General features: G+C 57.0%; 30 protein-coding genes. 14 read left to right on the top strand and 16 right to left on the bottom strand.

What is annotated here, in order from left to right:
• Window positions 1-54 precede the first annotated feature (54 nt).
• From rph to I9185_RS11565, 4 genes are read left to right on the top strand one after another with little or no spacing between them, the layout of a single operon-like run.
• Entirely contained in the window at window positions 55-768 is a 714-nt protein-coding gene (gene rph / locus I9185_RS11580; RefSeq protein ID WP_171233535.1) for a ribonuclease PH, read from the top strand.
• Window positions 765-1,379, top strand: coding sequence for an RdgB/HAM1 family non-canonical purine NTP pyrophosphatase (rdgB, locus tag I9185_RS11575; protein WP_210093129.1), 615 nt, complete (start codon window positions 765-767; stop codon window positions 1,377-1,379). Before rph ends, rdgB begins: the two co-directional genes overlap by 4 nt.
• Complete coding sequence (gene hemW, locus I9185_RS11570; RefSeq protein ID WP_210093128.1) at window positions 1,369-2,523, top strand: radical SAM family heme chaperone HemW; 1,155 nt, start codon at window positions 1,369-1,371, stop codon at window positions 2,521-2,523. The genes rdgB and hemW overlap by 11 nt, the downstream gene beginning before the upstream one ends.
• Window positions 2,524-2,525: 2 nt before the next feature.
• On the top strand, window positions 2,526-2,879 hold the full coding sequence (locus I9185_RS11565; RefSeq protein WP_152459608.1) for a YbaN family protein: 354 nt from the start codon (window positions 2,526-2,528) through the stop codon (window positions 2,877-2,879).
• On the opposite strand, the gene I9185_RS11560 is transcribed toward I9185_RS11565, so the two are convergent.
• The 7 genes from I9185_RS11560 to I9185_RS11530 form a co-directional block, all read right to left on the bottom strand.
• Window positions 2,869-3,765, bottom strand: a complete 897-nt coding sequence (locus I9185_RS11560; RefSeq protein WP_171635364.1) for a ParB/RepB/Spo0J family partition protein — start codon at window positions 3,763-3,765, stop codon at window positions 2,869-2,871. The genes I9185_RS11565 and I9185_RS11560 overlap by 11 nt on opposite strands.
• Before the next feature lie 20 nt (window positions 3,766-3,785).
• Window positions 3,786-4,589 (bottom strand): AAA family ATPase, encoded by an 804-nt coding sequence (locus tag I9185_RS11555; protein WP_152459610.1) that lies wholly within the window; start codon window positions 4,587-4,589, stop codon window positions 3,786-3,788.
• Window positions 4,582-5,202 (bottom strand): 16S rRNA (guanine(527)-N(7))-methyltransferase RsmG, encoded by a 621-nt coding sequence (rsmG, locus tag I9185_RS11550; RefSeq protein ID WP_209834375.1) that lies wholly within the window; start codon window positions 5,200-5,202, stop codon window positions 4,582-4,584. The genes I9185_RS11555 and rsmG overlap by 8 nt, the downstream gene beginning before the upstream one ends.
• Window positions 5,199-7,067: a tRNA uridine-5-carboxymethylaminomethyl(34) synthesis enzyme MnmG gene (gene mnmG / locus I9185_RS11545; RefSeq protein WP_210093127.1), complete on the bottom strand. Its 1,869-nt coding sequence runs from the start codon at window positions 7,065-7,067 to the stop codon at window positions 5,199-5,201. Before mnmG ends, rsmG begins: the two co-directional genes overlap by 4 nt.
• Window positions 7,068-7,079: 12 nt before the next feature.
• Window positions 7,080-8,366 carry a tRNA uridine-5-carboxymethylaminomethyl(34) synthesis GTPase MnmE gene (gene mnmE / locus I9185_RS11540; RefSeq protein ID WP_171724003.1) on the bottom strand — a complete coding sequence of 429 codons (1,287 nt, stop codon included), beginning with the start codon at window positions 8,364-8,366 and terminating at the stop codon, window positions 7,080-7,082.
• Window positions 8,367-8,397: 31 nt separating this feature from the next.
• The gene (gene rho, locus I9185_RS11535; protein WP_171635359.1) at window positions 8,398-9,669 is read right to left on the bottom strand and encodes a transcription termination factor Rho; all 1,272 of its coding nucleotides are present in this window, start codon (window positions 9,667-9,669) and stop codon (window positions 8,398-8,400) included.
• A gap of 122 nt (window positions 9,670-9,791) precedes the next feature.
• Window positions 9,792-10,241 (bottom strand): CopD family protein, encoded by a 450-nt coding sequence (locus I9185_RS11530; RefSeq protein ID WP_171171524.1) that lies wholly within the window; start codon window positions 10,239-10,241, stop codon window positions 9,792-9,794.
• Between the two features lie 404 nt (window positions 10,242-10,645).
• On the opposite strand from I9185_RS11530, the gene I9185_RS11525 reads away from it, so the two are divergent.
• From I9185_RS11525 to dnaQ, 4 genes are read left to right on the top strand one after another with little or no spacing between them, the layout of a single operon-like run.
• Window positions 10,646-11,245, top strand: coding sequence for a nucleoside triphosphate pyrophosphatase (locus I9185_RS11525; protein ID WP_210093126.1), 600 nt, complete (start codon window positions 10,646-10,648; stop codon window positions 11,243-11,245).
• Complete coding sequence (locus tag I9185_RS11520; protein ID WP_171635358.1) at window positions 11,242-12,075, top strand: shikimate dehydrogenase; 834 nt, start codon at window positions 11,242-11,244, stop codon at window positions 12,073-12,075. Before I9185_RS11525 ends, I9185_RS11520 begins: the two co-directional genes overlap by 4 nt.
• The gene (gene coaE / locus I9185_RS11515; RefSeq protein ID WP_209834383.1) at window positions 12,072-12,665 is read left to right on the top strand and encodes a dephospho-CoA kinase; all 594 of its coding nucleotides are present in this window, start codon (window positions 12,072-12,074) and stop codon (window positions 12,663-12,665) included. The genes I9185_RS11520 and coaE overlap by 4 nt, the downstream gene beginning before the upstream one ends.
• Complete coding sequence (gene dnaQ / locus I9185_RS11510; protein ID WP_171724000.1) at window positions 12,658-13,380, top strand: DNA polymerase III subunit epsilon; 723 nt, start codon at window positions 12,658-12,660, stop codon at window positions 13,378-13,380. Before coaE ends, dnaQ begins: the two co-directional genes overlap by 8 nt.
• Before the next feature lie 24 nt (window positions 13,381-13,404).
• On the opposite strand, the gene secB is transcribed toward dnaQ, so the two are convergent.
• Together secB and I9185_RS11500 are read right to left on the bottom strand one after the other, a co-directional pair.
• The gene (gene secB, locus I9185_RS11505) at window positions 13,405-13,905 is read right to left on the bottom strand and encodes a protein-export chaperone SecB (RefSeq protein WP_210093125.1); all 501 of its coding nucleotides are present in this window, start codon (window positions 13,903-13,905) and stop codon (window positions 13,405-13,407) included.
• 54 nt (window positions 13,906-13,959) lie between these two features.
• Complete coding sequence (locus I9185_RS11500; RefSeq protein WP_152459621.1) at window positions 13,960-14,460, bottom strand: FxsA family protein; 501 nt, start codon at window positions 14,458-14,460, stop codon at window positions 13,960-13,962.
• A gap of 108 nt (window positions 14,461-14,568) precedes the next feature.
• Here I9185_RS11500 and I9185_RS11495 point away from each other — a divergent pair, with 108 nt between their 5' ends.
• From I9185_RS11495 to I9185_RS11485, 3 genes are read left to right on the top strand one after another with little or no spacing between them, the layout of a single operon-like run.
• Window positions 14,569-15,228, top strand: coding sequence for a Tim44/TimA family putative adaptor protein (locus tag I9185_RS11495; RefSeq protein ID WP_152459622.1), 660 nt, complete (start codon window positions 14,569-14,571; stop codon window positions 15,226-15,228).
• Entirely contained in the window at window positions 15,225-16,265 is a 1,041-nt protein-coding gene (locus tag I9185_RS11490) for a murein transglycosylase A (RefSeq protein WP_210093124.1), read from the top strand. Before I9185_RS11495 ends, I9185_RS11490 begins: the two co-directional genes overlap by 4 nt.
• Complete coding sequence (locus I9185_RS11485; RefSeq protein WP_210093123.1) at window positions 16,265-16,852, top strand: Smr/MutS family protein; 588 nt, start codon at window positions 16,265-16,267, stop codon at window positions 16,850-16,852. The genes I9185_RS11490 and I9185_RS11485 overlap by 1 nt, the downstream gene beginning before the upstream one ends.
• Here I9185_RS11485 and I9185_RS11480 read toward each other — a convergent pair.
• From I9185_RS11480 to hslU, 3 genes are all read right to left on the bottom strand, one after another.
• On the bottom strand, window positions 16,849-18,069 hold the full coding sequence (locus I9185_RS11480) for an MFS transporter (protein WP_210093122.1): 1,221 nt from the start codon (window positions 18,067-18,069) through the stop codon (window positions 16,849-16,851). The genes I9185_RS11485 and I9185_RS11480 overlap by 4 nt on opposite strands.
• Window positions 18,066-19,196, bottom strand: a complete 1,131-nt coding sequence (locus I9185_RS11475) for an alpha/beta fold hydrolase (protein WP_348539739.1) — start codon at window positions 19,194-19,196, stop codon at window positions 18,066-18,068. The genes I9185_RS11480 and I9185_RS11475 overlap by 4 nt, the downstream gene beginning before the upstream one ends.
• Window positions 19,197-19,264: 68 nt before the next feature.
• Window positions 19,265-20,572: an ATP-dependent protease ATPase subunit HslU gene (gene hslU, locus I9185_RS11470; RefSeq protein ID WP_171723995.1), complete on the bottom strand. Its 1,308-nt coding sequence runs from the start codon at window positions 20,570-20,572 to the stop codon at window positions 19,265-19,267.
• Between the two features lie 199 nt (window positions 20,573-20,771).
• On the opposite strand from hslU, the gene I9185_RS11465 reads away from it, so the two are divergent.
• Both I9185_RS11465 and I9185_RS11460 read left to right on the top strand, forming a co-directional pair.
• A complete protein-coding gene (locus I9185_RS11465; protein ID WP_171635342.1) occupies window positions 20,772-21,173 on the top strand; it encodes a DM13 domain-containing protein in 402 nt (133 codons plus the stop codon).
• A gap of 106 nt (window positions 21,174-21,279) precedes the next feature.
• Window positions 21,280-22,521: an MFS transporter gene (locus I9185_RS11460; protein WP_210093121.1), complete on the top strand. Its 1,242-nt coding sequence runs from the start codon at window positions 21,280-21,282 to the stop codon at window positions 22,519-22,521.
• Here I9185_RS11460 and hslV read toward each other — a convergent pair.
• On the bottom strand, window positions 22,513-23,070 hold the full coding sequence (gene hslV, locus I9185_RS11455) for an ATP-dependent protease subunit HslV (RefSeq protein WP_171635337.1): 558 nt from the start codon (window positions 23,068-23,070) through the stop codon (window positions 22,513-22,515). The two genes, I9185_RS11460 and hslV, sit on opposite strands and share 9 nt — an antisense overlap.
• 197 nt (window positions 23,071-23,267) lie before the next feature.
• Here hslV and I9185_RS11450 point away from each other — a divergent pair, with 197 nt between their 5' ends.
• Complete coding sequence (locus I9185_RS11450) at window positions 23,268-23,462, top strand: DUF1127 domain-containing protein (protein ID WP_171635335.1); 195 nt, start codon at window positions 23,268-23,270, stop codon at window positions 23,460-23,462.
• 61 nt (window positions 23,463-23,523) lie between these two features.
• Here the strand turns inward: I9185_RS11450 and I9185_RS11445 are convergent, their stop codons facing one another.
• From I9185_RS11445 to trxA, 3 genes are all read right to left on the bottom strand, one after another.
• Window positions 23,524-23,886, bottom strand: a complete 363-nt coding sequence (locus I9185_RS11445) for a Lin0512 family protein (RefSeq protein ID WP_210093120.1) — start codon at window positions 23,884-23,886, stop codon at window positions 23,524-23,526.
• Entirely contained in the window at window positions 23,883-24,233 is a 351-nt protein-coding gene (locus I9185_RS11440) for a Lin0512 family protein (protein WP_210093119.1), read from the bottom strand. The genes I9185_RS11445 and I9185_RS11440 overlap by 4 nt, the downstream gene beginning before the upstream one ends.
• Before the next feature lie 74 nt (window positions 24,234-24,307).
• Window positions 24,308-24,679 (bottom strand): thioredoxin, encoded by a 372-nt coding sequence (trxA, locus tag I9185_RS11435; RefSeq protein WP_348539528.1) that lies wholly within the window; start codon window positions 24,677-24,679, stop codon window positions 24,308-24,310.
• Between the last annotated feature and the right edge of the window lies 1 nt (window position 24,680).

The following is a 24,680-nucleotide window of genomic DNA, read 5'->3' as shown; positions in this document are numbered from 1 at the left end:
TGCATCGTAACGCTGCGGGGCGTTATCCCCAACCCAGCAAACAAAGGAATTCCGATGCGACCCTCTGGAAGAGATTTAAGTGAAATGCGCGCCGTTTCAATCGAGACGGGAGTCACGAAACATGCCGAAGGTTCCTGCCTGATCAAAATGGGCGACACGCATGTTCTGTGCACCGCTACGATCGAAGATCGCGTGCCGCCGTTTATCAAGGGCTCGGGCCTGGGATGGGTCACAGCCGAATACGGCATGCTGCCCCGTGCCACCAATACGCGGATGCGGCGCGAGGCGGCCGCGGGCAAACAAGGGGGCCGCACGGTCGAAATCCAGCGCCTGATCGGCCGCGCCCTGCGCGCCGGCGTCGATCGGGTTGCTCTGGGCGAGCGTCAGATCACCGTGGACTGTGATGTGATCCAGGCCGATGGCGGCACCCGCTGCGCGTCAATCACCGGCGGCTGGGTCGCGCTGCGTCTGGCGGTTAACAAGCTGATGAAGACCGGCGACGTGATCTCGGACCCGCTGGTTGATCCGGTCGCGGCCGTGTCCTGTGGCATTTATGCAGGTCAGCCGGTGCTGGACCTTGATTACCCCGAAGACAGCGAAGCGGGCGTAGATGGCAACTTCATCATGACCGGATCCGGCAAACTGATCGAAGTGCAGATGAGCGCCGAAGGCTCGGTTTTCAGCCGCGCCCAAATGGATCAACTGATGGATCTGGCGGAAAAAGGCGTGTCCGAACTTGCGGCCGCGCAAAAGGCCGCCACCGCATGACCCGCAAGTTCGACGGCGACAGGTTGTTGGTCGCCACCCACAACAAAGGCAAGCTTGAGGAGATGGCCCATCTGCTCGAGCCCTTTGGCGTGACGGTCGTGGGCGCGGCCGAGATGGACCTGCCCGAGCCGGAAGAGACCGAGGACACATTTGTCGGCAATGCCCGGATCAAGGCCCACGCCGCCGCACAGGCCACCGGACTGCCCGCCCTGTCGGACGATTCCGGGATCACCATCGATGCGCTGGACGGCGCGCCGGGCGTGTACACCGCCGACTGGGCCGAAACCGGAAATGGCCGCGATTTCCTGATGGCCATGACCCGCGCCCATGACGAGCTTGAAGCAAAAAACGCACCGCATCCCCGCACGGCCCAATTCCGCTGCACATTGGTTCTGGCCTGGCCCGACGAGCACGACGAAGTGTTCGAAGGCGTCGCGCCCGGTCATCTGGTCTGGCCGATCCGCGGCAAGGATGGGTTCGGCTATGACCCGATGTTTGTCCCCGACGGCTACGACATTACCTTTGCCGAGATGGATCGCTGGGAAAAGAACAAGATCAGCCATCGCGGTCGCGCGGTGGAAATGTTCGTGAAAGGCTGCTTTGGCGGATGATTGGCGCAACGGGGGCTTTGGCCTGTATGTGCATTGGCCCTTTTGCGAGGCCAAATGCCCCTATTGCGACTTCAATAGCCATGTTTCCAAAAACATTGACCAAAAACAATGGCTTAGCGCCTATCTGTCCGAACTCAAGCGATCTGCTGCCGAAACGCCCGACCGGGTTCTGAACACGATCTTCTTTGGCGGCGGCACCCCGTCACTGATGGCGCCCGAGACCGTGGCCGCCGTGATCGACACCGCCCGCGCCCTGTGGCGGCCCGCCAATGACATGGAAATCACGCTCGAGGCCAATCCCGGTTCGGTCGAGGCCGGGCGGTTCGCCGCCTATCGCGATGCGGGCGTGAACCGGGTTTCGATGGGCATTCAGGCAATGAATGACGAAGACCTGAGGCGGCTGGGTCGCATCCACACCGCGGCAGAGGCCCGCGCCGCCTTTGACATCGCCCGCAACTGTTTCAACCGGGTCAGCTTTGACCTGATCTATGCGCGCCAACACCAGACACTGGACGCCTGGCAAGAGGAACTGACCCAAGCGCTATCGATGGCCATCGACCACCTGTCGCTCTATCAATTGACGATCGAAGACGGGACGGCCTTTGGCGATCGATACGCCGTCGGTAAGTTACGCGGCTTGCCCGAAGATGACAGTGCCGCCGACATGTATCTGGCCACACAGGAAATCTGCGAAGCACATGGCTTGCCGGCCTATGAAGTTTCGAACCATGCCCGACCGGGCGCAGAATCGCAGCACAACCTGATTTACTGGCGGTATGGCGACTATGTGGGCATCGGCCCCGGCGCCCATGGGAGGATTACCCTGAATGGTCGGAAATACGCGACCGAAACCTATCTGAACCCCCAGCGTTGGCTTGATGCCGCGAATCAAGGCAATGGTGAAAAGAACCGCAGCGCATTGCCCCTTGAAGATCAGGCAAATGAATACCTTATGATGGGTATGAGAATTTCTGAGGGACTAGATATGGACAGGTGGCAAGCCTTGTCTGGCCGCTCTCTTCCTTCTGAAGCCATAGATCATCTGACCGACATCAACATGGTTCGGCGCAGCAACGGGCGCCTCATCGCCACATCAGACGGGCGCGCCGTATTGAACGCAGTCATCCGGGAGCTGTTGGACTGAGCATGCAGTATCTTTGGGCCGGACTGGGATTGCTTTGTGTTGCTATGGCGGCTGTTGGAGTTGTCCTGCCCCTTCTTCCAACGGTGCCTTTTCTTCTGCTTGCCGCGTTTTTCTTCGCCCGCTCATCCTCGCGGCTGCACAATTGGCTTGTGACCCATAACCTTTTTGGGCCACTGATTCTTGATTGGCAAAGTTCCGGTGCCATTCGACCAGCCGCAAAAAAGGCGGCAACCGTCTCGATCGCCGCCGTTTTTGGACTCTCTGTTTTGTTGTCAGCACCGCTTTTCGTGTTGATCATTCAGGCGGTTGTGCTGGGCGGTGTCATGATCTTTATCTGGTCACGGCCTAACGGCTGAGCTTGGCGCACAAGTCGTCCAGCTGATCCAGGTTTTCGTAGGTCAGAACAACTTGTCCCGTTTCCGTTCCGGCCTTGTGATTGATTGAAACTTTCATCGCCAGGATCGCGGACAGGTCTTTTTCCAACGCACGTGTGTCTGCATCCTTTCCAGCATCCAGATTTCTGGAGCGCGGCGCAGAACGCTCGGCAGTGCCTTGCTGCTGTTTTTTGACCAGAGCCTCGGTTGCGCGCACCGACAAGCCATCCTTGACGATCTGTTTCGCAAGTTCCGACGGATTTTCCGCCGTAATCAGCGCCCTGGCGTGGCCCGCAGATAATTTTCCTTCAATAACAAGGGTTTGAACATCCAACGGCAAGGACAGAAGCCGCAAAAGATTTGCGATGTGGCTGCGGCTTTTACCCAGGGCCTCGGCGAGCTTTTCCTGTGTGTGACCAAACCGGTCCATCAACTGCTTGTAGCCGGCGGCCTCTTCCACCGCGTTCAGATCCGCGCGTTGGATGTTTTCGATAATCGCAACTTCCAACACTTCCGTATCATCGAATTCACGCACAATCACCGGGATATCATGCAGCTGCGCCATCTGTGCCGCGCGCCAACGGCGTTCCCCCGCGACGATTTCGTATTCATCGGACCCCGTCGAGCGAACGATCAACGGCTGAATAATACCTTTTTCTTTCACCGACGCTGCCAGCTCGTCCAACTGCTCGGGCATGAATGTCCGGCGCGGCTGGTTGGGGTTGGCTTTCAGCTTTTCAATCGGGACTTTCAGATCCGGTCTGCGTGCATCCGTTGAAATCCGGCCTTCTGATTCAGGATTCACATCCGCCATAAGGGCAGACAACCCCCGCCCCAAACCTCTGGACTTTGCTTTCTTGGCGCTCATGTCGCCCTCCTCGTTCCCGCTCAGGCAGCGGTCTTATTGTTCTTGTGCAAGATCTCACGAGCAAGATGCCGATAGGCCATGGCCCCAAGCGATCCCGAGTCATATTGCAAAACAGGCAGCGCATATGACGGCGCTTCGCTGACCCGCACATTTCTGGGTATCTTCGTTTTAAAGACCATCTCACCCAGATTGTCACGCGCGTCCTTTTCAACCTGACGGGACAAGTTGTTGCGGTTGTCATACATGGTCAACACAATACCTTCGATTCTCAGATCTGGATTCGCCGTTTGGCGGACCTCTCGAATCGTCAGCATCAGCTGTGAAAGCCCTTCAAGAGCAAAGAACTCGCTCTGCAGCGGAACAAGCACCGAATGCGAAGCAACCATTGCATTCACGGTCAACAAGTTTAAGGATGGCGGGCAGTCAATAAGCACGAAATCCAGTTCAAACGCATCTATGGCTGGCTGCCTCAAAGCATCATGCAAAAGATAGCTGCGTTTTTCGTTGGAGATCAGTTCAATATCGGCGGAACTCAGATCAACGGTCGCCGGAACAACGAAAAGACCTTCGATTTCAGTCTCCTGAACGACGGCTTCCAATGGCGCGTCGTCGAGGATCAAATCATAAGTTGTCCAGTCTCGATCTTCGACACCCAAACCTGTCGAAGCGTTCCCCTGCGGGTCAAGGTCAACCACCAGCACCCGACACCCGGATTCGGCCAATCCTGCTGCAAGGTTGATCGCTGTGGTTGTTTTTCCGACCCCGCCCTTCTGATTGGCAACAGCAATTATCCGAGGCCCTGAAGGTCGAGACAAATCAACCACGTGATACTCCATTTATCTTAAGGATAACGGCTTGAGGTTCAGTTAAACTTGTAATCGCCTCAGCCTCGAAATTCCATTCCTCACGTGCGTCTTCCAGCTCTTTTTTCCAATTTGCGCCTTTGGGCAACAACGCTGTCCCGTTGGTGTGTAAATGCCTGTCACAAAAGGACAACAGGGTGCGCAAGTCAGCCAGTGCTCGGGCAGAAATTATGCTTGCAGCCAAAGGATCAACCGATTCAATCCTTTTTGAGATCACCGTGCATTTTATGCCGCATTCCCGCGCAACGCTGCGCAAGAAAGCCGATTTCCGCTGGTCGCTCTCGATCATATTGAATGCGGCGCCTAAGTTTTCTTCCGCAGCGATGATGGCGCAGACCATACCAGGGAATCCGCCTCCGCTTCCCAGGTCTGCCCAGGTGTCAAACCTGTCCGCGCACCGATAGACTTGCACCGAATCAAGAATATGCCGATCCCAGATATGCTCCAAACTGTTCTTAGACACGAGGTTGATCTTAGGATTCCAACGCTTCACCAGATCAACATAGGTCACGAGGCGATCGAATGTTTCACGTGAAACATTCAGGTCTTCAAACTTCGAATAATCAACCATCATGCCTGACGAGCTCTTTGATCCCGGCGCAGTTTTGCCAGAACGAGCGTCAGCGCTGCCGGAGTGACGCCCTCGACACGGCTTGCCTGAGCGATATTGGCGGGTTTCGCCTGCGATAGCTTCTGTTTCATCTCTGAAGACAGGCCGTCCAAGGCAAAATAGTCGAACTCATTCGGGATAACATAGGATTCATCCCGCTTCATTGCTTCGACATCCCGCTTTTGTCTGGCAATGTAGTTGGCATACAAGGCGTCCCTCTCGATTTGAAGCCTGATCTTTGGGTCAACGTCCTGCAGATCAGGAACGAGAGGCAACAAATCTTCAAATGAGGTATCGGGAAACGCCAGAATTGCCATCCCATCCCTTCGGTTTCCGTCCTGATTAACGTTTATACCGGCAGCGAGAACTTCCTTGGGCGTATAAGTGCGTTCCGTCAGCTTTGACTTCACACTCTCAAGTTGGTTCATTTTATCTTCGAACTGAACCTTGCGCCCTTCTCCGACGCACCCCAATTCCAAACCAAGCGGAGTCAGCCGTTGATCAGCATTGTCGGCACGCAGAGATAGCCGGAACTCCGCGCGTGACGTGAACATGCGGTAAGGTTCGGCAACTCCTCGAGTTGTTAAATCGTCGATCATTACGCCAATATAACTGTCGGATCGTGTAAAATGGATAGGCTCCCGCCCTTGGGTCTCTAACGCCGCGTTGAGTCCGGCCACCATGCCCTGAGCCGCAGCTTCCTCATATCCTGTGGTCCCATTTATCTGGCCCGCTAGATATAGTCCGGGAACAGCCGGCAAGGATAAAGAAGCACTCAGGACGCGCGGATCAACATAGTCGTATTCGATTGCATATCCCGGTTGCAGAATCTCTGCATTTTTCAAGCCTTTGATCGACCGCACGTAGTCCAGCTGAACATCCTGGGGCAGAGATGTCGATATGCCGTTCGGATAGATTGTGTGGTCGTTGACCCCTTCGGGTTCAAGGAAGATTTGATGCGATTCCTTGTCGGCGAAGCGTACGATCTTGTCTTCGATCGAAGGGCAGTAACGCGGGCCTACCCCATCGATGTGACCGCCATACATGGCAGATTTCGAAAGATTCGCCGCAATGATCTCATGAGTTCGCGCATTTGTATGCGTAATTCCACAAGAAATCTGGGGCGCGACAACGGATTTCGACATGAAAGAAAACAGGGTTGGTTCATCGTCGCCGTCCTGCCTTTCAAGATCGGACCAATCAATGCTCCGCCCGTCCAGACGCGGTGGTGTTCCGGTTTTCAATCGCCCCATGGGAAGATCGTATCCATCCAACCGCTCAGCCAGTTTGATGGAAGGCCGATCCCCCATTCTCCCTCCTGGGCGAGACACGTCACCGATATGGATGACGCCCCTTAGAAACGTACCGGACGTCAAAATAACGGCGCGCGCGGAAAGTTCTGATCCATCGGAAAGAACAACACCTGCAACCTTTTCGCCGTTCATCAGGAAATCGACAACCTCGCCGACAACGACGGACAGGTTATCCTGCTTCTCCGTTACCTGTTGCATGGCAAGACGATAAAGGGCGCGATCCGCCTGCGCTCTCGGCCCCTGAACGGCGGGCCCCTTTCGACGGTTCAATAATCGAAACTGAATGCCCGCCTGATCCGCCACCCGACCCATGACGCCATCCAAAGCGTCAATCTCACGCACAAGATGGCCTTTCCCCAAACCGCCAATCGCTGGATTGCAGGACATGACGCCAATGTCCGTTGCGGACAGCGTCACCAGCGCAGTTGTAGCACCCATTCTGGCTGATGCATGAGCGGCCTCGGTTCCGGCGTGACCTGCGCCGATGACGATGACATCAAACTTCGAATGTTTCACGTGAAACACTCCTTATTTTCCCAAACAGAAGCTGGAGAAGATTTCATCCAGCAGAGTTTCCACGTCAATTCTGCCCACCAAGGATTCAAGGGCGCGTATGGCGGTTCTCAGCTCCTCTGCCGCTATATCATACAGGTCTGGGCCTGATTCCAGAACCGAGATTGCAGATGTGAGTGAGTCCAATGCTCTGGTAATTGCAATGCGGTGACGTTCCCGAGTTGCAATACCATGGGTAGTGGTTCGTTGGCGCAAAACACACGATATCTGGTCTACTAACGCATCTATTCCCTGGCCAGATTTCCCTGAAACACCCTTCTCCCCGATCCCTCTAAGATCTGCTTTGGGCAAAACATGTATATCATCTTCCCGCATCTCCACCCCCAGGTCCTTCGGTGTTTCAGACAGGAAAACGCGAAGGTCGGCGGCCTCCGCTCTGCTGCGCGCAAGCTCGATACCCAAGTTTTCGACATGATCTTCGGTCTCTCGCAGGCCTGCCGTATCCAGCAAGGTCACCGGTAAACCAGCCAGATCCATTCGAACTTCGATCACATCGCGCGTGGTCCCGGCATATTCCGAAGTAATGGCCGCCTCACGGCCTGCCAAAGCATTCAAAAGAGTGGATTTTCCCGCATTTGGAAGGCCGACGATCGCAACCTCGAACCCTGTACGAATTCGCTCGGCAATCTTGACGCCATCTGCTTCGCGATGAAGGTCCGACATGACGCCTTGGATCAGCTCGCGCACTTCCGGCGTCACATCGGTTGGAACTTCTTCATCAGCAAAATCGATGACAGCCTCCAACAGGGACGCAGCCCGTATCAAATCCCGACGCCACCGTTCAGCCAACGTGCCCAGCTCGCCCGCCAGAATGGTCTGAGCCTGCTTACGTTGTGCTTCCGTTTCTGCATCGATTAGATCGGCCAGGCCTTCGACCTGAGTCAGGTCCATCTTGCCGTTTTCCAGCGCCCGTCGTGTGAACTCACCCGGTTCAGCGATGCGCAATCCTTCCGTATCCGACAGGCAACGCAGAACGGCGTTGACAGAGGCGGTGCTTCCATGAATCTGAAGCTCGGCCACGTCCTCACCGGTAAAACTGGCCGGGGCCTGGAAGGTCAAGACCAATCCGTCGTCCAAACGTGCTCCGCCATGATCGGTCAGAGTGCGCAGGACCATGCCACGCTTTGGCAGCGCACCGCCCGTCAGGCGCGCCGCAGCTGAATGAGAGTCCGGACCCGAGAGGCGGATGACCGCCACCCCGGCTTTGCCCTGCGCGCTGGCCAAGGCGAATATCGTATCCATTCGAAGGCCTCGCTAGAGTTAAAGACCAGTGTCAGGTGTTCATGGAATCGAAGAATTCGCTGTTTGTCTTTGTCTGCTTTAACTTGGACAACAAGAACTCGATTGCGTCGGTCGTGCCCATCGGGTTGAGGATACGCCGCAAAACGAAGGTCTTGGCCAGATCGCCCTTGTCGACCAAAAGATCCTCTTTCCGCGTGCCGGATTTGAGGATGTCGATGGCCGGGAACACACGCTTGTCCGCGATCTTGCGATCCAGAACGATTTCCGAGTTACCAGTACCTTTGAATTCTTCAAAGATGACCTCGTCCATCCGGCTGCCGGTATCAATCAGTGCGGTTGCGATGATCGTCAGCGAGCCACCCTCTTCAATATTCCGCGCCGCGCCAAAGAAACGCTTGGGCCGTTGCAGGGCGTTTGCGTCCACACCACCGGTCAGAACTTTACCCGAGGATGGGACCACTGTGTTAAATGCCCTACCAAGTCTTGTGATCGAATCAAGAAGAATAACAACATCTCGTTTATGTTCGACCAAACGCTTGGCTTTTTCGATGACCATTTCCGACACAGCCACGTGGCGCGTCGCGGGTTCATCAAAGGTCGAGGATACCACCTCGCCCTTCACTGAACGCTGCATGTCGGTGACTTCTTCCGGGCGTTCGTCGATCAGCAGGACGATCAGGTAGCATTCCGGGTGGTTGCGCTCGATCGAGTGCGCGATGTTTTGCAGGATCACCGTCTTACCGGTGCGCGGCGGCGCCACGATCAACGACCGCTGGCCCTTGCCGATCGGCGCGACTAGGTCGATCACCCGTGCAGACTTGTCCTTGATGGTCGGATCCTCGATCTCCATCTTCAGCCGCTCATCCGGATAAAGCGGCGTCAGGTTGTCGAACAGGATCTTGTGCCTGGCCTTTTCCGGGTCTTCGAAGTTGATCTTGGTCACCTTCGTCAGAGCGAAATAGCGCTCATTCTCATCCGGGGCTTTGATCTCGCCTTCCACGGTATCCCCTGTCCGCAATGAGTGCTGGCGGATCATCTCGGGTGAGACGTAGATGTCATCCGGGCCGGGCAGATAGTTCGCCTCGGGCGAGCGCAGGAAGCCGAAACCGTCCTGAAGCACTTCAAGCACGCCATCGCCACCAACGGTCCAGCCTTCATCTGCGCGTTCACGCAGGATCTGGAACATCATCTCGCCCTTGCGCATGGTCGAGGCGTTTTCGATCTCCAGTTCTTCGGCCATCGCCAGAAGGTCTTTGGGGCTTTTGGCTTTCAGATCAGCAAGATTCAGGGATTCGGTTGTCATGATATATACCTTCACCGCTGACAGCGCGGCACGAAGTGGAATTTCAGTATGGAAGATACGCCGCCCGGACGGGCGTGTTGACCCCTACATAAGCGCAGTGCGGGGCGGAGTCAAACATGCCCTCAGAACTTCAGAACAACCGCCAGAACGATGGCAACCATCAAAACGGTCGGGACCTCGTTCATCATGCGAAACTGCCGCCCACTGAGCGTGTTTCGCCCTTCCAGAAAATCCTTGCGTCGCGCCATCAGCCAGTGATGAAACCAGGTCATGCCGATCACGGCAGCGCCCTTGACCCAAGGCCAGCTCCAGTCCCATCCCACGATGCCCGGCGTGAACACCATGATCAAACCACAAACCCACGCAACGATCATCGCGGGTCTCATGATCACACGCAGCAGCTTTTCTTCCATTTCAAAGAAAATGTCCTGTGCGCCTTCGACGGCCTGCGCCTTTTCGACGTGATAGACGAACAACCTGGGCAGGTAGAACAGGCCGGCCATCCACGAAATCACCGCCATGATATGGAGTGACTTCACCCATGGGTACAAAGTGAACAGAAGATCGGTCATTTCAGCTCCGGGCGTTGTTCGGGACCCTCCCTAATAAAAAAATAAGAAAAGAAAAAGGATGATGGTTTTGTAGGGTGAGTAAAATCCGTGGATTACTTTTTTACACAAGTGTTTTCCCCAGGTGGACAGAGCACGGAATTTTTCAGGTGATTCTGTTGGTGGATATTTCTATCATTTAAAATCAATAGTTTAATAACAGTATTCCTCGTTCCGCTTGGGGATAACTGGTAGGAGAATTTGGGATATCGGGGTTTTCCAGAGAAACCGACTTATCCTTGTCCGGACGGGATGAGATTTGAGCGACTCTGGTATCTCTGGCGCGAAATCCCCGGGGTTGCGTGTCAACCGGAAAACCATACAAAGCACCCCTGAACTCTCAATGATTTGCGCACGGGGTTTTCCACATGTCTGTCCCCATTCTTCTTGCTTCCGGGTCCGCCATTCGCGCGCAGCTGCTTGAAAATGCAGGCGTACCGTTTGTGGTTCAAACCGCGCGCGTGGATGAAGAGACGGCCAAACGCGCCCTGCTGGCTGAAAACGCATCACCACGGGACATTGCCGATACACTCGCAGAAATGAAGGCGCGGAAGGTCAGTGACAAAAATCCCGGTGCCATGGTTCTGGGATGTGATCAGGTTCTGGATTTTGACGGTCAACTGATGTCAAAGCCGGAAACCCCCGAACAGGCGTTGGCCCAGCTGAAAGCCATGCGAGGCAAGCGTCACATGCTTTTGTCCGCAGCGGTGATCTATCAGAATGCTCAGCCGGTCTGGCGGCATGTGGGGCAGGTACAATTGCGGATGCGGGCCAGTTCCGACGCCTATCTGAAAGATTACGTCGCGCGAAACTGGGACAGTATCCGCCACGCCGTCGGAGCTTACAAGCTGGAGGAAGAAGGTGTCCGCCTGTTCGCCACCATTGACGGCGACTATTTTAACGTTTTGGGTATGCCCCTGTTGGAGCTGCTCAACTTTCTGGCTGTCAAAGGGGTAATCGATCAATGACGGACTATCGGGTTCCTTTGGCCGGTGTGATTGGACATCCCATTGGTCACTCACGATCCCCCAAACTGCATGGTCATTGGCTTAAGACATACGGTCTTGCCGGTCATTACATCCCGATGGATGTGGCACCCGCCGACCTGGAAACTGTGCTGCGCACCCTGCCCAGGGCGGGTTTTGTCGGCGCCAATGTGACCGTTCCCCACAAGGAAGCCGCCTTGAAGATCGCGGATCATGCGTCTGACCGCGCAACAGTGATAGGTGCGGCGAACACTCTGGTGTTTCGTGAAGATGGCTCGATCCACGCGGATAACACTGACGGGTACGGGTTCATGGAGAATCTTCGCACTGGTGCTCCGGACTGGAATGCAAAGGACGGGCCGGCTGTTGTCTTCGGGGCCGGAGGGGCCGCGCGCGCCGTGTTGCAGGCATTATCTGACGCGGGTGTTCCGGAAATCCTGCTGACCAACCGAACCCGCGCCCGTGCGGATCATCTGAAAGAGGAATTCGGTCAACGTATCCGCGTGGTGGATTGGGTTCAGGCCGGAAATGTCATCGAAAACGCAGAACTCGTGGTGAACACCACCTCGTTGGGCATGCAGGGCCAACCGGAATTGCGGGTTCCGCTTGATGGGTTGCAGCCCGGTGCCGTGGTGACAGATCTGGTTTATGCGCCATTGAAAACCCGCCTGTTGCAAACCGCTGAACAGGCAGGATGCACCGCAGTCGATGGGCTGGGCATGTTGCTGCATCAGGCAGTGCCCGGTTTCGAACGCTGGTTCGGCGTGCGCCCCGAAGTTGATGCTGATGCACGTGCGGCGGCCTTGGCATGAGTTTTGCGCTTGGCCTGACCGGTTCTATCGGCATGGGGAAAAGCACAACGGCGCAGATGTTCGTCGAAAAAGGTTGTGCCTTGTGGGATGCGGACGCGGCGGTGCATCGCCTGTATTCCAGGGGGGGCGCGGCCGTTGGCCCCATGGAACGATTGTTTCCGTCGGCCATTCAGGACGGTGCGGTCAACCGGGAGTCGCTAAAACAGATAATTGCCGCCGATCCTGCTGCGCTGAAGGCCATCGAAGCCATCGTCCACCCTCTGGTCGCTGCTGACCGCGCAGCATTTCGTGAAGCCGCGACAAACGACATCCTGGTGTTCGACATTCCGCTTTTGTTTGAAACGGGCGGTGACGCGGCGATGGACGCGGTGGCTTGTGTTTCGATCCCGGCCGACGAGCAAAAGCGGCGTGTCATGGAACGGGGCACAATGACCGAGGCGCAGTTCGAGCAAATCCGCGCCAAGCAGATGCCGAATGAAGAAAAATGCGCGCGGTCGGATTACGTCATCGTGACCGACACGCTGGACCACGCCCGCGCGCAGGTGCAGGATGTGGTCAGGCAGATACGGGCGGGGATGGCAGATGCGTGAAATTGTACTCGACACCGAAACCACGGGTTTCGATCCCGAAAGCGGTGATCGGATCGTGGAAATCGGCGCCGTTGAACTGTGGAACCACGTCGCAACGGGTGAGACGTATCACGTCTACATCAACCCCGAACGTTCGATGCCGGAAGAGGCATTTGGCGTGCATGGCATCGGCCCGGACCTGTTGGAAAACCCACGCCCGCCCGAAAAGGGTGAAGTGACGCTGAAAGACAAACCGGTTTTTGCCAAGATCGGTCACGCTTTTCGCGAATTCGTCGGCGATGCGCGGCTGGTGATCCACAATGCATCTTTCGACATGAAGTTCCTGAATGCCGAACTGAAATGGATGGGTGCCCCGCTCATCCCGATGGAACAGGCGCTGGATACGCTGGCGATTGCGCGCAAACGGTTTCCCGGCTCTCCGGCCTCACTGGATGCGCTTTGCCGTCGCTTCAATATCGACAACTCGAACCGTGTGCTGCACGGCGCGTTGCTCGACTCTGAAATCCTGGCCGAGGTTTATCTTGAGCTGATCGGAGGACGACAGCCCGATTTTGGACTGTCAACATCTGCATCATCCGTGGCAGGCGGCAGCGATGATTGGCGACCGGCACCACGAGCAACGCCACTGCCGTCTCGTATTACCGAGGATGAACGCGCGGCACATGATGCATTCATAGAAAAACTGGGCGACAATGCCCTGTGGACCCGCACCTGAACCCGTCAGGCACGGGCCAAACCCTCAGGCGTCTGTCTTCTGGGACTGTTCGGCCTGACGACGCATCAATTCGTTGCGGTACAGGGCGACGAAATCGATATTGTCCAGATTCACCGGTGGGAAACCGCCGTCGCGAGTGATGTCGCTGACGATGCGGCGCAGGAACGGGAATAGCATCCGCGGGCATTCGATCATCAGGAACGGGTGCAGCTGGTCTTCCGGCACACCTTCCACGTGGAACAGGCCGCAATAGTCCAGTTCACACAGGAACAGAACGTCTTCCAGGCCTTTGGCTTTGGATGTCAGGTTCAGCTTGATCGACACTTCGAACTGGTGGTCAGCCGGGCGCTTCTTGGCGTCCAGATTCACCTGAACCGCGATTTCGGGCTGTACGTCACCGGAAACACCCTTCTGGGCCATCACGTTCTCAAAGGACATGTCGCGGATGAACTGCCCCAGAACGCGCATCTGAACTTGCAGGGCGGCTTTGGCCGCAGTGTTTTCTGCAGCTTTTTCTTCGGTCATGGATCTACTCCAAAAATGAAATTCGCCACTGCTTATCAAGTTGGACGCGGCACCTCAATGCCGGTGGGGGCCTTCCACCCATTTAGACGGCTTTGACGGATCATTTTTCGGGCGGACCTCGGTAAAGTCACCATCTATGATGTCACCCTGATCGAACGGGTTTCCACGAGATTGAAAACCGGGGCCTTGACCCATCTGAAACTGGGTAACGGTGACTTTCGATCTGAGATACCTGAAAACCGCAACCCGCACGCCGGGAACAAGCAACGCAAATCCAATGGCATCAGTGAAGAATCCCGGTGTAAGCAACAAAGCGCCCGACAACAGGATCATCGCACCATGGGCCAGCGGCTCGGTCGGGTCGTCCAGTTCGGCAAACGACCGTTGCAGGTTTCCCAACGCCATGCGACCTTGTGTCCGCACCAAAACAGTGCCCAAAACCGCCGTTAGCACTACGATGGCAAGGGTTGGCCACAAGCCGATCAACCCGCCAACCTGAATAAACAGCGCGATCTCGATGATGGGCACCAACAAAAATGCCAAGAACAGATACATTTGCGTTATCCTTTCCCTTAGGCCGGGCTGTGGACTTGCCACCTACGGTCACCTACATAGTGGCATGAGGCCGCGTATACAAAGCCGCGGTTCTGAAAAGAGGATGAAATGAACGAACCCATGATCCAGTTGCTGGTCCTGGCCGGAATTGCCGTTTTCCTGATCCTGCGCCTCAAGAGCGTGTTGGGCACGCGTGAAGGTTTTGAGAAACCGCCTGTGCAGCAGCAGCCTGAAGCGCATAAGTCGCGCCGCGATTTCGAAGTGATCGAAGGCGGCCCGGATCATGACATCACAGACCATGTCCCGGAAGACAGCGAGCTGGCACAGACGCTGGCGGCGATGAAACGCGTTGAACCCGGTTTTTCCGTCACCGAGTTTGTTCAGGGTGCCCGCGGTGCCTATGAAATGATCGTGATGGGGTTTGAGAAGGGCAACCTGGACGAGATCCAGCCATTCCTGTCGGAAGAAGTTTTTGAATCCTTCGTTGCGGGCGTCGCCGCACGAGAAGATCAGGGCCTGACGATCGAGGCCGAGTTCATCGGTGTCCGAGAGACGACCCTGACGGATGTGAAATTCGACAAGGATACCAATCAGGCCGAGATCACCATGAAATTCGTGGGTGAACTGACTTCGGTCGTGCGGGATCGCGGTGGCGATATCGTCGAAGGCAGCCCCAACACCGTGAAACGCCAAAAGGACAGCTGGACCTTTGCCCGTGTGATGGGCAAGGACGATCCGAACTGGCTGCTTGTTGCCACGGACGCATGATTGCCACGCTCCGGTCGCTTTTACTGGTGGGTGCAATGACCACTGCCAGCGCTGCCGGGGCCGAGGCAACGCGATCCATTCTGTCGTTCGATGATCTGCGTGGCTGGGCCGAGGATGACCACGGTGCAGCCCTGTCCGTTTTTCTGAACACCTGCGGGGATCTGAAGGATCCCGATTGGCGGGCCCTGTGCGGTGTGGCAAGAACCTATGATGCCGAAGCGGCACGGTCGTTTTTTGAGCTCTTTTTTCGCCCTGTTCTGGTCGAAAATGGTGAGGATGCCCTGTTCACGGGGTATTTCGAACCCGAACTTGATGGTGCGCGTACCCGGACGGATCGTTTCAAGTATCCCATCTACAAAATGCCGCCCGAGGCCCGCGCTGAGGGGCCCTGGCTGAGCCGACGAGAAATCCTGACCGGTGATGTCATGCAGGGCCGCGGGCTTGAGATTGCCTGGGTCGATGACCCCGTAGAGTTGTTTTTTCTGCAAATCCAGGGTTCGGGCCGCGTTCGATTGCCGGATGGCGGCGCTTTGCGCGTCGGGTATGGCGGTGCGAACGGGCATCCCTACAGGTCAATTGGCGTGGAACTGGTGCGGCGCGGCATTCTTGGCGCGCATGAGGTCAGCGCGCAGATGATCCGCGCCTGGGTGCGCAAGAACCCCGAGGCCGGCGCGGAACTGCTTCTCCACAACCCATCATACGTGTTTTTCCGCGAAGTTTCACGTGTCGCGCCCGAGCTTGGGCCGTTGGGCGCCATGAACCGATCTGTCACCACGATGCGCAGCATTGCGGTTGACCCGGCCTATACCCCGTTGGGCGCGCCGGTTTGGGTGGAAAAAGACGGCAAGAAACCGATCCGCCGCCTGATGATCGCGCAGGATACAGGTGCGGCCATCAAAGGCGCGCAGCGGGCCGATATCTTTTTCGGAACGGGGGACGAAGCCGGTCATGCCGCGGGTAAGCTGAAGGATCCGGGTCGGATGGTGCTGTTGCTGCCCATCCAGCGTGCCTATGCCCTGTTGCCGAATGAATTCTGATGACCCGGCGCAAACTGACAAGCGAAGAGATCGAGCTGTGGCGCAAGGTCGCCAAACAGGCCGAGAGGCTGCACCCCGAGATTCCGCAGACGATCCATCCGACCTCTTTGCCGAAACCCAAGCCCAAGAAAACGCCGAAACCCCGTTTTCAGGCATTCGAACTTGGACAGGCCCATCAGTCGAAACCGAAACCGAACGACCTGAAGCCTTCGGTGACGGATACGTTGCGCAATGCACCGGTTCAGATGGACAACAAGGCCTTTGGCCGGATGAAGCGCGGCAAGCTGAAACCCGAAGGCAAGCTGGATCTGCACGGTATGCGGGTGGCTTCGGCCCACCCGGCGCTGATCCGATTCATCCTGAGCGCGCAAGCACAGGGTAAGCGTCTGGTTCTGGTCGTGACCGGCAAAGGCAAGGATCGGGACGAGCCCGGTCCGATTCCGACGCCGCGCGGTGTTCTGCGAAATCAGGTTCCTCATTGGTTGTCGATCCCACCGCTGGCGCAGGCGGTGATGCAGGTCACGCCGGCTCATATAAGCCACGGCGGAGACGGGGCGTATTACGTGTATCTCAGGCGCGTGCGCTAAAGGTCGTGACGGGCGCGGGAAATACCGACCCAAACAAGGCTGCATACCAGCACGAAGAACAGGCCAATCCAGAAAAACTGAACACTCAGCGGGATACCAAGGTCAATCAGAACGCCGGTCAGACCGGGACCGATGGCAGACCCCAGTACCATGACAGCCGCAGCCAACGCCTTGATGGCCCCGATATGCCGGGTCCCATAGAATTCTGCCCAGAACGCGCTGGGCAACGTGCTGTTCGCTCCGACCGTCAGGCCAAGAAACACCAACCCGATCGTCGCGCCGCTGATTGATTCAGTCATGCTCAGAACCACAAACCCAACCGCCATCGGAAGCTGATAGAATGGCATGATGCGCGCAGTGCCCCACTTGTCCAATGCCCAGCCCGCAGCAAACATCGACAGCAGTGATACTCCGGTAAAGACCGGGAACAGAGCGACCAGTTGGATATGCTGCCAGCCTTTGACCTCGGCGAAATAGACCTGATGGAAGAAAAACGCGGTGATGAATGCCGATGGCGCAAGCACGGCGGGCACCATGAACCAGAACAAGGGGTCAAACAGCGCGTCGCGACGGCTCCAGTGGCGACCCTGCATCCCAATGGCAGAGGATTCGCTGGCAAGGCTTTGCGGTGTTCGTTCCTCGCGCAACAGCCGCAACAGAACGGGAATTCCCAAGGCGGTCATCCCCGCCGCGACGACCCACAGCCAACGCCAGTCCAGGTAAACCATGGCTGTAACAAAGATCAGGGGCAGCAGGGCCTCACCGATGGCATAGCCGATGGATGCAATGGAAAGCGCCTTGCCCCGCGTGACCGTAAACCACCGCGCCATGGCGACCACGGCCAGATGTGTGCTCATCCCCTGACCCAGCAGGCGCAGCAGAAAAATCACCACTGGCAACAGGAGCAGCCAGGTATTCAGCGCCATGGCAAGGGCGGCTAGGGCCAACCCAGCCAGAACCGCCGGACCCAGCACCCGGACGCGAAGGATATCCGTCAGCCCTCCGGCCCAGATCATCACGATGGCCGACAGGGTTGTGCCCAATGTGTATAGCCCACCCCACGCACCGTGGCCGAGGCCGAATTCCGCGCGGATTTCACCGGCAAAGATCGAGATGAAGAATGTTTGCCCGAAGCTGGATAAAAACGTCAGAAGAACGCCGGCGCCAAGCCAGGTGGCATTGTCCAGAAGATACCGACGCAGCTTGAACCGCGTCACGGAGTGGTAACCTGTGCCTGCCCGGTTTCCGTCAGAACAATTTCAGTGGCTCCGTCTGGATTGCGCTCGCTGGGAGGTACCAGAATATCAATGGCCGGTCGGTCTTCCCGCCCGAAGGTATTGTTGACACGCCGCAATGAGTTGAGGATCGACAACAAAGCCGGAGAGGTCGCGGCAACGAAATGCGAGGATGCCGCGTCACTGTTGAAAGCAGTCGTGTCGATCACGCTGATCGGGAATTCCTCGAGCGAGTCAACCGAACTGATGTTCCCCAACCGCTGGCCCTCATCCGTGCCACGCAAGCGGCCCGAGATGTTCAGAATCTTGTCCTTTTGGGACACCATTACGATGAACGGATCGGGGGGGTTGTCGATACGTTTCATCTGCGATCGAAACAGATCAAGATCAAGATCAGGCGAGATCAGAACGACCCCTTCGATGTTTCGCTTGGCCCAGCCGGGTTCCTGCAATTCGGTTTGCCGTATCATCTCCATCGTCAACGCACCGCCCATGGAATGTGCGACCAGAATAACGCGTTTGACACCCATGGCTTTCAGTTCGCGGATGGTCTGTTCCAACCCGTCGCGGGCGAACAGCATACTGTCCAGATCATAGGCATATCCATAGCCCGTCGCGCGGCTGGGCCAGGAATACACCAGCGTTGATCCGGGGAGGCCGATGTCATGTGTCAGCTGCGCCGCGCGGAAGATCGTTTCGGTCTGGGTCGAATTGTAGCCGTGCACAAAGATCGTGACATCATCCTGTCCTCGCAGGTGTTTGCGCAGCCCCTGCGGTCCATCCAACTCGGTTACGTCCGCCAGAACGAATTCTTTCCGCGGATTCGGGTTCGCGTAGGAGAAGCGGAGCGTACCCGGCGTATGCGTGGGTGGGATAGAAACCGTCGTTTCCAGAAACCTGAGCGTTTCACCGCGTCGGAATCCATAGGAGCCATCGGCCTCACGCGCGCGGGTCGTGCTTGCGAAGATGGTTTCAGGTGTTCCGATGTTCACGGCACCGGGCACGACCTCGGACACCGTCCGGTCGACACAGGCGCTGAGCGAAAGGCATATGAACAGAATGACGAAATATCGCAGCACGGGCCAGACCTCGGGGTGACTTGTGCACACGCTATCCTATTCCTGCGCGACGTCCAGCATGGCAAGACCAAAACAACGGCAAAAAACGGCTGGCCGCGTTACAAAACGTAACGGCTCAGATCAGAGGACTTGGTCAATTCACCAAGATTGTCGCTGACGAACTGTGCATCAACGGTGATCTCCGAACCGGCTTTGTCCGGTGCAGCGAAGGACAGTTCTTCGAAAACCCGCTCCATGACCGTGTAAAGCCGCCGCGCGCCGATGTTTTCGATGCTCTGGTTCACGTCAGCTGCAATCTTCGCCAATGCCGCGATGCCGTCCTCGGTAAAACTGACGGTCACGTCTTCGGTGCCCATCAACGCCGTGTATTGCAAGGTCAGGGCATTGTCGGTTTCGGTCAGGATGCGCACGAAGTCTTCTTCGGTCAGGGCGCGCAGTTCGACACGGATCGGCAGGCGCCCCTGCAATTCCGGCAACAGATCCGACGGTTTGGCGATGTGAAACGCACCCGAGGCGATGAACAGGATATGGTCGGTTTTGACCGGACCGTGCTTGGTGCTGACGGTGGTTCCCTCGATCAAGGGCAGAAGGTCGCGCTGCACGCCTTCCCGGCTGACATCGCCGCCGCGTGCGTCAGAGCGGGCGCAAACCTTGTCGATCTCATCCAGAAATACGATGCCATTCTGTTCGACGGAGTCCAGCGCGGTGCGGGTGACGGTTTCATCATCCAGCAGCTTGTCGGCCTCTTCCCCGATCAGCGCATCATAGCTTTCGGCGACGGTCATGCGTTTCTTGACGGTCCGTCCGCCAAAGGCCTTGCCGAAGATGTCGCCCAGATTCATCATGCCCATCTGACCACCCGGCTGCCCCGGAATGTCGAACATCGGCATCGGGTTCGTGGTGTCGGACAGTTCCAGCTCGATCACCGTGTCGTCCAGTTCGCCGGCTTTCAGCTTTTTGCGGAACATCTCGCGCGTGCCTTCGCGCGCATCCGCGCCAGCAATGGCTTCGATCACGCGGTCTTCGGCGGCCTGATGCGCTTTGGCCTTGACGTCTTCGCGCATGAACTCGCGGGTTTGCAGGATGGCCGCATCCGCCAGATCGCGCACGATCTGTTCTACGTCTCGGCCGACATATCCGACTTCGGTGAACTTGGTGGCCTCGACCTTGATAAACGGCGCGCGGGCCAGTTTGGCCAGACGGCGGCTGATTTCGGTCTTGCCGACGCCGGTAGGGCCGATCATCAGGATGTTCTTGGGATATACTTCCTCCCGGATGTCGTCCGGCAATTGCTTGCGGCGCCAGCGATTGCGCAGGGCGACGGCAACGGCACGCTTGGCGTCCTTCTGCCCGATGATGAAGCGATCCAGTTCCGAGACAATCTCGCGCGGGGTCAGGTCGGTCATGTTTAATTCTATCCGTTTGTTTCGCAACGGAACCTAATCATAAGACACGAAAACACAAGCTGATCACGGAAAACTCACACCAACTCACACGTAGCACACGGAAATTGGCGGCGATGTGAATCGTCACGGGACGGTGTGTGCCCCATAGTCTTGCGTGACGGGCAGGTCGCCCGCGACATTCATATGGAGATACCTTATCATGATGACTCGTCGTTCGCTTTTTGCGAAAGCTGCCGCCACGGGCGCTGCTCTTGCTTTGGTTGGCACCCGGGCTGCTTTGGCCGGAGGTGCCAAAAAGAAAGGCACGTTTGAAGGCAGGTCGAACCACATCACCAGCGGATCGGTGAAGCTGGTCAAGGACGGCGGGCGTTACATCGTCGAGTTGGGCGATGATTTCTCTCTGGACGGCGGCCCTGACCCACGGGTGGCCTTCGGGAAAGATGGGACCTATGCGCCCGACACCAAGCTGGGCGCGCTGTTGAACTTGACCGGCAGCCAATCCTATGCCGTTCCGCCGACCATGGATGTTTCTGGCTACAATGAGGTGTACATCTGGTGCGAGGTCGCGGGTGTGCCGCTGGGTGTTGCGTCGCTGAAGTAATTCTTTCGGTCAGCGGCCGGCTCCTCCGGTTGCTGACGCACCGTTAGGTAACAAAGTCGTCGTCTGTTACACTTGTCCCAAGGCATTGGAGCCGGGGACGAATTTAATGACGAAAATTGCCAAGATTACCCTTCTGTTTGTGGTGTTTGTGGATCTGATCGGACAGGGGCTGGTCTTTCCTATCATCAACTCGCTGATCATGGAAACGAAATCCGGGTTTCTGCCCGAAAACACGCCCGAGGGGCGCAGGCATTTCTATTACGGCCTCGTGATCGGGTGCTTTTTCCTGTCGTGGTTTTTGGGCGTTGTCTATGTCTCGAAAGTATCGGATTCGATCGGGCGCAAGAACGCTTTGCTGGTGTGCCTGGGCGGTGCTCTGGCCGGTTATGCCCTGACCATTGCCGCGCTTTATCTCAACAACCTTCTTCTGCTGATCGTCGGGCGTTCGATCACCGGATTCACTGCGGGCAACCAACCCATTGCGCAAGCGGCGATGATCGACGGCAGTACCGACGCGACAGACCGGGACCGGAACATGGGCTATATCGTGACGGGCGTCAGCTTTGGTCTTGTGGGCGGGCCGATCATCGGCGCGGTCTTGTCTGACGCCGCCCTGCTGGGCGGCTTCGCCACGCTGAGAACGCCCTTTTTCGGCGCATTTGTCCTTGTGCTGATTGCAATTTTTCTGGTCCTGTTTTTCTTCCAGGATACCCGAACGGATCGCGCGCCCTTTGTTTTCCGTCCCCGTGACATAACAGACAGCCTGATGGCGGTGCGTGGTCATCCGATGGTGTTGAAGATCCTGCCGGTCTATTCGTTCTTCATGATCGCCAATGTCACCTTCTACGTCTTTGTCGACAATTTCCTGACCAGCGCCTTCGGATACGGAGTCATCGGCGGCAGCGTGGCGATGGTCGTCATCGGTGTGGCGCTGGCCTTCTCCAGCACGTTTTTGGTGAAACCCGCGCAGGAGAAATTCAGCAAACATGCGATAATCCGCACATCGCTCATCGTCATGGTGATTTGCGGCTTCGCGTTCGCCTTCAGCCCAAGCGGCGTGTTCAGTTATGTGCCGGTCTTTTTCTTCTATTTCCTGTTCGGAATCGCCTACCCCACCATGCTTGGGCTGTTCTCTTCCAGCGTCAGCGAAGCGGATCAGGGCTGGGTCATGGGTGTGACCACTGCCGTGTTCTGCCTTGCGGGCGGGATCATGTCGCTGATCGGGGGCGGATTGATGAGCATCGATATCCGCGTGCCCTATTACATCGTCATCATCGCAGCGATCATTGGCCTGATCGGCATGCATCGCCGCTGGAAAGGCAAGGAGATCTCGGCGCTGTTAGCCTGAGATCGTCTCAACCGTCAGCTTGCCATTGGTATAGACACAGATATCGGCCGCGATGGCCATTGCCTGACGCGCGACCTCTTCCGCCGACTTGTCACTGTCCATCATCGCGCGGGCAGCGGCCAGGGCAAAATTGCCCCCGGATCCGATGGCAGCCACGTTGTGTTCAGGTTCCAGCACGTCACCCGCCCCGGTGATCACGAACATGTCCTTGCCGTCCGTGACGATCAGCATCGCTTCGAGCTTTTGCAGGTATTTGTCGGTGCGCCAGTCTTTGGCCAATTCCACAGAAGCACGGGCAAGTTGGCCCGGTGTCGCCTCGAGCTTGGCCTCCAGCCGTTCCAGCAACGTGAAGGCGTCGGCCGTCGACCCGGCAAAGCCGGCGACAACTTCGGACCCTCCGGGAGACAGGCGACGCACCTTGCGGGCCGTGCCCTTGATCACGGTTTGACCAAGGCTGACCTGCCCATCACCGGCTATGACGATCTGACCGTCTTTCTTGACGCCAATGATCGTTGTGCCGTGCCAACCGGGAAAGTCGTTGTCTGCCATGATCGTCTCCGTTTTCGCTGGCGGTATATATGGGCTGGGTCGCAGGTTGGCGCAACCCGTTCTTCAGTTGCTTAAAAGATATGCAAAAAACGCATTCCGGGGTTACCGGACCAGCAATTGTGAGTCCGGGCATGCAGGACTACATGAGGCTCGCAACCGACAACGGGTCGGCTGTTTCTTCACAAAGGACCGCGCACATGGCAACCACAGCTAACATTCATGCGCCGCTCGGAGCAGCTACCATCCTGCACGTAGTGGACGCGTTCACCAATGTCGTCAACACCGTTGTCGAATGGAAAGAATCCCGTAAAACCCGCAAACTCCTGTCGGAACTCAGCGACGCCCAGCTTGACGATATCGGCCTGAGCCGCGCAGACATCGCCGATTTCTGATGTTCCCGCAGATCGCCAATTCATGACAGCCGCACGGATTTCCGAGCGGCTTTTTCTTTTTTTAGCCCTGAACGTATTTTCCGGAAAGATCAGGCAGAAAAGCCTCGATCGCCGCAGTTGCAACCACGTGCCGCGTTCCCGCTTCTTCGTCGACAACGTCAAGCCCACCTTTGACTGCGCGAACCTCGGCCCTGCCCCGCGGCAGATCCGAGGCAACCAGATCGCAATCCACCTGTTCAGGATCCTGCACGCCGATCGTGACGCTGACGCGCATTTCGGAATGGTCGATCCCCAGTTTTGAAAACAACGTAATAGATGAATGGTGCAAAGCGTCCTGCACCGCGCGGCGGGCTGCTTTGGTATAGTCCCGGCCATACAGGTCGTTACCTGTTCCCATCTCCAGAATGATGCGTTTTTCACTCATTGTGTGGGCTCCATGTCGAAGGAAACGATCAGGGCAGCGTTGGCGATGACCGTGTGCCCGTCACTGTGGGGCTTTGCGATGTCCAGCCCGCCTTTGGTGACAGTGATATTCGGATGACCATAGGGAAAGACAGCTTTCAACGCTTCGGTGTCCACCTGATCCGGCTGCTGAACCCCAATTTCGGCATCAATGATCATCGCCTCTTTCGGAAACCCGAACAGTTCCGCCATGTTGACCGAGTTGTGCCAAAGCGCATCCTTGATCGCCCGCAGTGACGCCTGGGTATAGTCCATCCGGCGCAGGGATGTGCCCATCCCGAATTCCACAAGGACCCGCGTTTTTGCCATTGGTGTCTCCGATGTCTTCAATAGAAAAGGCGCCCCGATCAGAGGCGCCTTCGAGATAATCTGTTAGGACCAGATTAGATGGATTCGTCGATCCAGCTTTGCAGGGCGGCTTTGGGCGCCGCGCCCGCGCGGTTGGAAACGACCTGACCGTCCTTGAAGATGAACAGCGCGGGGATGCCACGCACGCCCATGGCGGCGGCTGAGTTCGGGTTGCTGTCCACATCGACCTTGGCGATTTTGACCTTGTCGCCATACTCGGCCGCCAGCTCTTCCAGCGCAGGGCCGATTTGCTTGCAGGGGCCGCACCATTCGGCCCAGAAATCCACGACCACGGGAACGGTCGAATTCTTGACTTCGGCGTCAAAGGTGTCGTCGGTTACGGCTACGGTCGACATATTCTGTCTCCTGAATGGGGTAAACTTGGGAACAGAACGTATGTGCCGCATC

The organism is Ruegeria sp. HKCCSP346 (genome assembly GCF_017872595.1).
GTDB lineage: Bacteria > Pseudomonadota > Alphaproteobacteria > Rhodobacterales > Rhodobacteraceae > Ruegeria.
The sequence above is the reverse complement of the archived record's forward strand: the minus strand, read 5'-3'. Positions and strand labels throughout refer to the sequence as shown.

Excerpts from the sequence above, each read along its gene's own strand:
- rph (WP_171233535.1), top strand. The coding sequence starts at position 55 with ATGCGACCCTCTGGAAGAGATTTAAGTGAAATGCGCGCCGTTTCAATC.
- rdgB (WP_210093129.1), top strand. The coding sequence starts at position 765 with ATGACCCGCAAGTTCGACGGCGACAGGTTGTTGGTCGCCACCCACAAC.
- I9185_RS11565 (WP_152459608.1), top strand. The coding sequence starts at position 2,526 with ATGCAGTATCTTTGGGCCGGACTGGGATTGCTTTGTGTTGCTATGGCG.
- I9185_RS11560 (WP_171635364.1), bottom strand. The coding sequence starts at position 3,765 with ATGAGCGCCAAGAAAGCAAAGTCCAGAGGTTTGGGGCGGGGGTTGTCT.
- rsmG (WP_209834375.1), bottom strand. The coding sequence starts at position 5,202 with ATGATGGTTGATTATTCGAAGTTTGAAGACCTGAATGTTTCACGTGAA.
- mnmE (WP_171724003.1), bottom strand. The coding sequence starts at position 8,366 with ATGGATACGATATTCGCCTTGGCCAGCGCGCAGGGCAAAGCCGGGGTG.
- rho (WP_171635359.1), bottom strand. The coding sequence starts at position 9,669 with ATGACAACCGAATCCCTGAATCTTGCTGATCTGAAAGCCAAAAGCCCC.
- I9185_RS11530 (WP_171171524.1), bottom strand. The coding sequence starts at position 10,241 with ATGACCGATCTTCTGTTCACTTTGTACCCATGGGTGAAGTCACTCCAT.
- I9185_RS11525 (WP_210093126.1), top strand. The coding sequence starts at position 10,646 with ATGTCTGTCCCCATTCTTCTTGCTTCCGGGTCCGCCATTCGCGCGCAG.
- I9185_RS11520 (WP_171635358.1), top strand. The coding sequence starts at position 11,242 with ATGACGGACTATCGGGTTCCTTTGGCCGGTGTGATTGGACATCCCATT.
- coaE (WP_209834383.1), top strand. The coding sequence starts at position 12,072 with ATGAGTTTTGCGCTTGGCCTGACCGGTTCTATCGGCATGGGGAAAAGC.
- dnaQ (WP_171724000.1), top strand. The coding sequence starts at position 12,658 with ATGCGTGAAATTGTACTCGACACCGAAACCACGGGTTTCGATCCCGAA.
- secB (WP_210093125.1), bottom strand. The coding sequence starts at position 13,905 with ATGACCGAAGAAAAAGCTGCAGAAAACACTGCGGCCAAAGCCGCCCTG.
- I9185_RS11500 (WP_152459621.1), bottom strand. The coding sequence starts at position 14,460 with ATGTATCTGTTCTTGGCATTTTTGTTGGTGCCCATCATCGAGATCGCG.
- I9185_RS11495 (WP_152459622.1), top strand. The coding sequence starts at position 14,569 with ATGAACGAACCCATGATCCAGTTGCTGGTCCTGGCCGGAATTGCCGTT.
- I9185_RS11490 (WP_210093124.1), top strand. The coding sequence starts at position 15,225 with ATGATTGCCACGCTCCGGTCGCTTTTACTGGTGGGTGCAATGACCACT.
- I9185_RS11485 (WP_210093123.1), top strand. The coding sequence starts at position 16,265 with ATGACCCGGCGCAAACTGACAAGCGAAGAGATCGAGCTGTGGCGCAAG.
- hslU (WP_171723995.1), bottom strand. The coding sequence starts at position 20,572 with ATGACCGACCTGACCCCGCGCGAGATTGTCTCGGAACTGGATCGCTTC.
- I9185_RS11465 (WP_171635342.1), top strand. The coding sequence starts at position 20,772 with ATGATGACTCGTCGTTCGCTTTTTGCGAAAGCTGCCGCCACGGGCGCT.
- I9185_RS11460 (WP_210093121.1), top strand. The coding sequence starts at position 21,280 with ATGACGAAAATTGCCAAGATTACCCTTCTGTTTGTGGTGTTTGTGGAT.
- hslV (WP_171635337.1), bottom strand. The coding sequence starts at position 23,070 with ATGGCAGACAACGACTTTCCCGGTTGGCACGGCACAACGATCATTGGC.
- I9185_RS11450 (WP_171635335.1), top strand. The coding sequence starts at position 23,268 with ATGGCAACCACAGCTAACATTCATGCGCCGCTCGGAGCAGCTACCATC.
- I9185_RS11445 (WP_210093120.1), bottom strand. The coding sequence starts at position 23,886 with ATGAGTGAAAAACGCATCATTCTGGAGATGGGAACAGGTAACGACCTG.
- I9185_RS11440 (WP_210093119.1), bottom strand. The coding sequence starts at position 24,233 with ATGGCAAAAACGCGGGTCCTTGTGGAATTCGGGATGGGCACATCCCTG.
- trxA (WP_348539528.1), bottom strand. The coding sequence starts at position 24,679 with ATGCGGCACATACGTTCTGTTCCCAAGTTTACCCCATTCAGGAGACAG.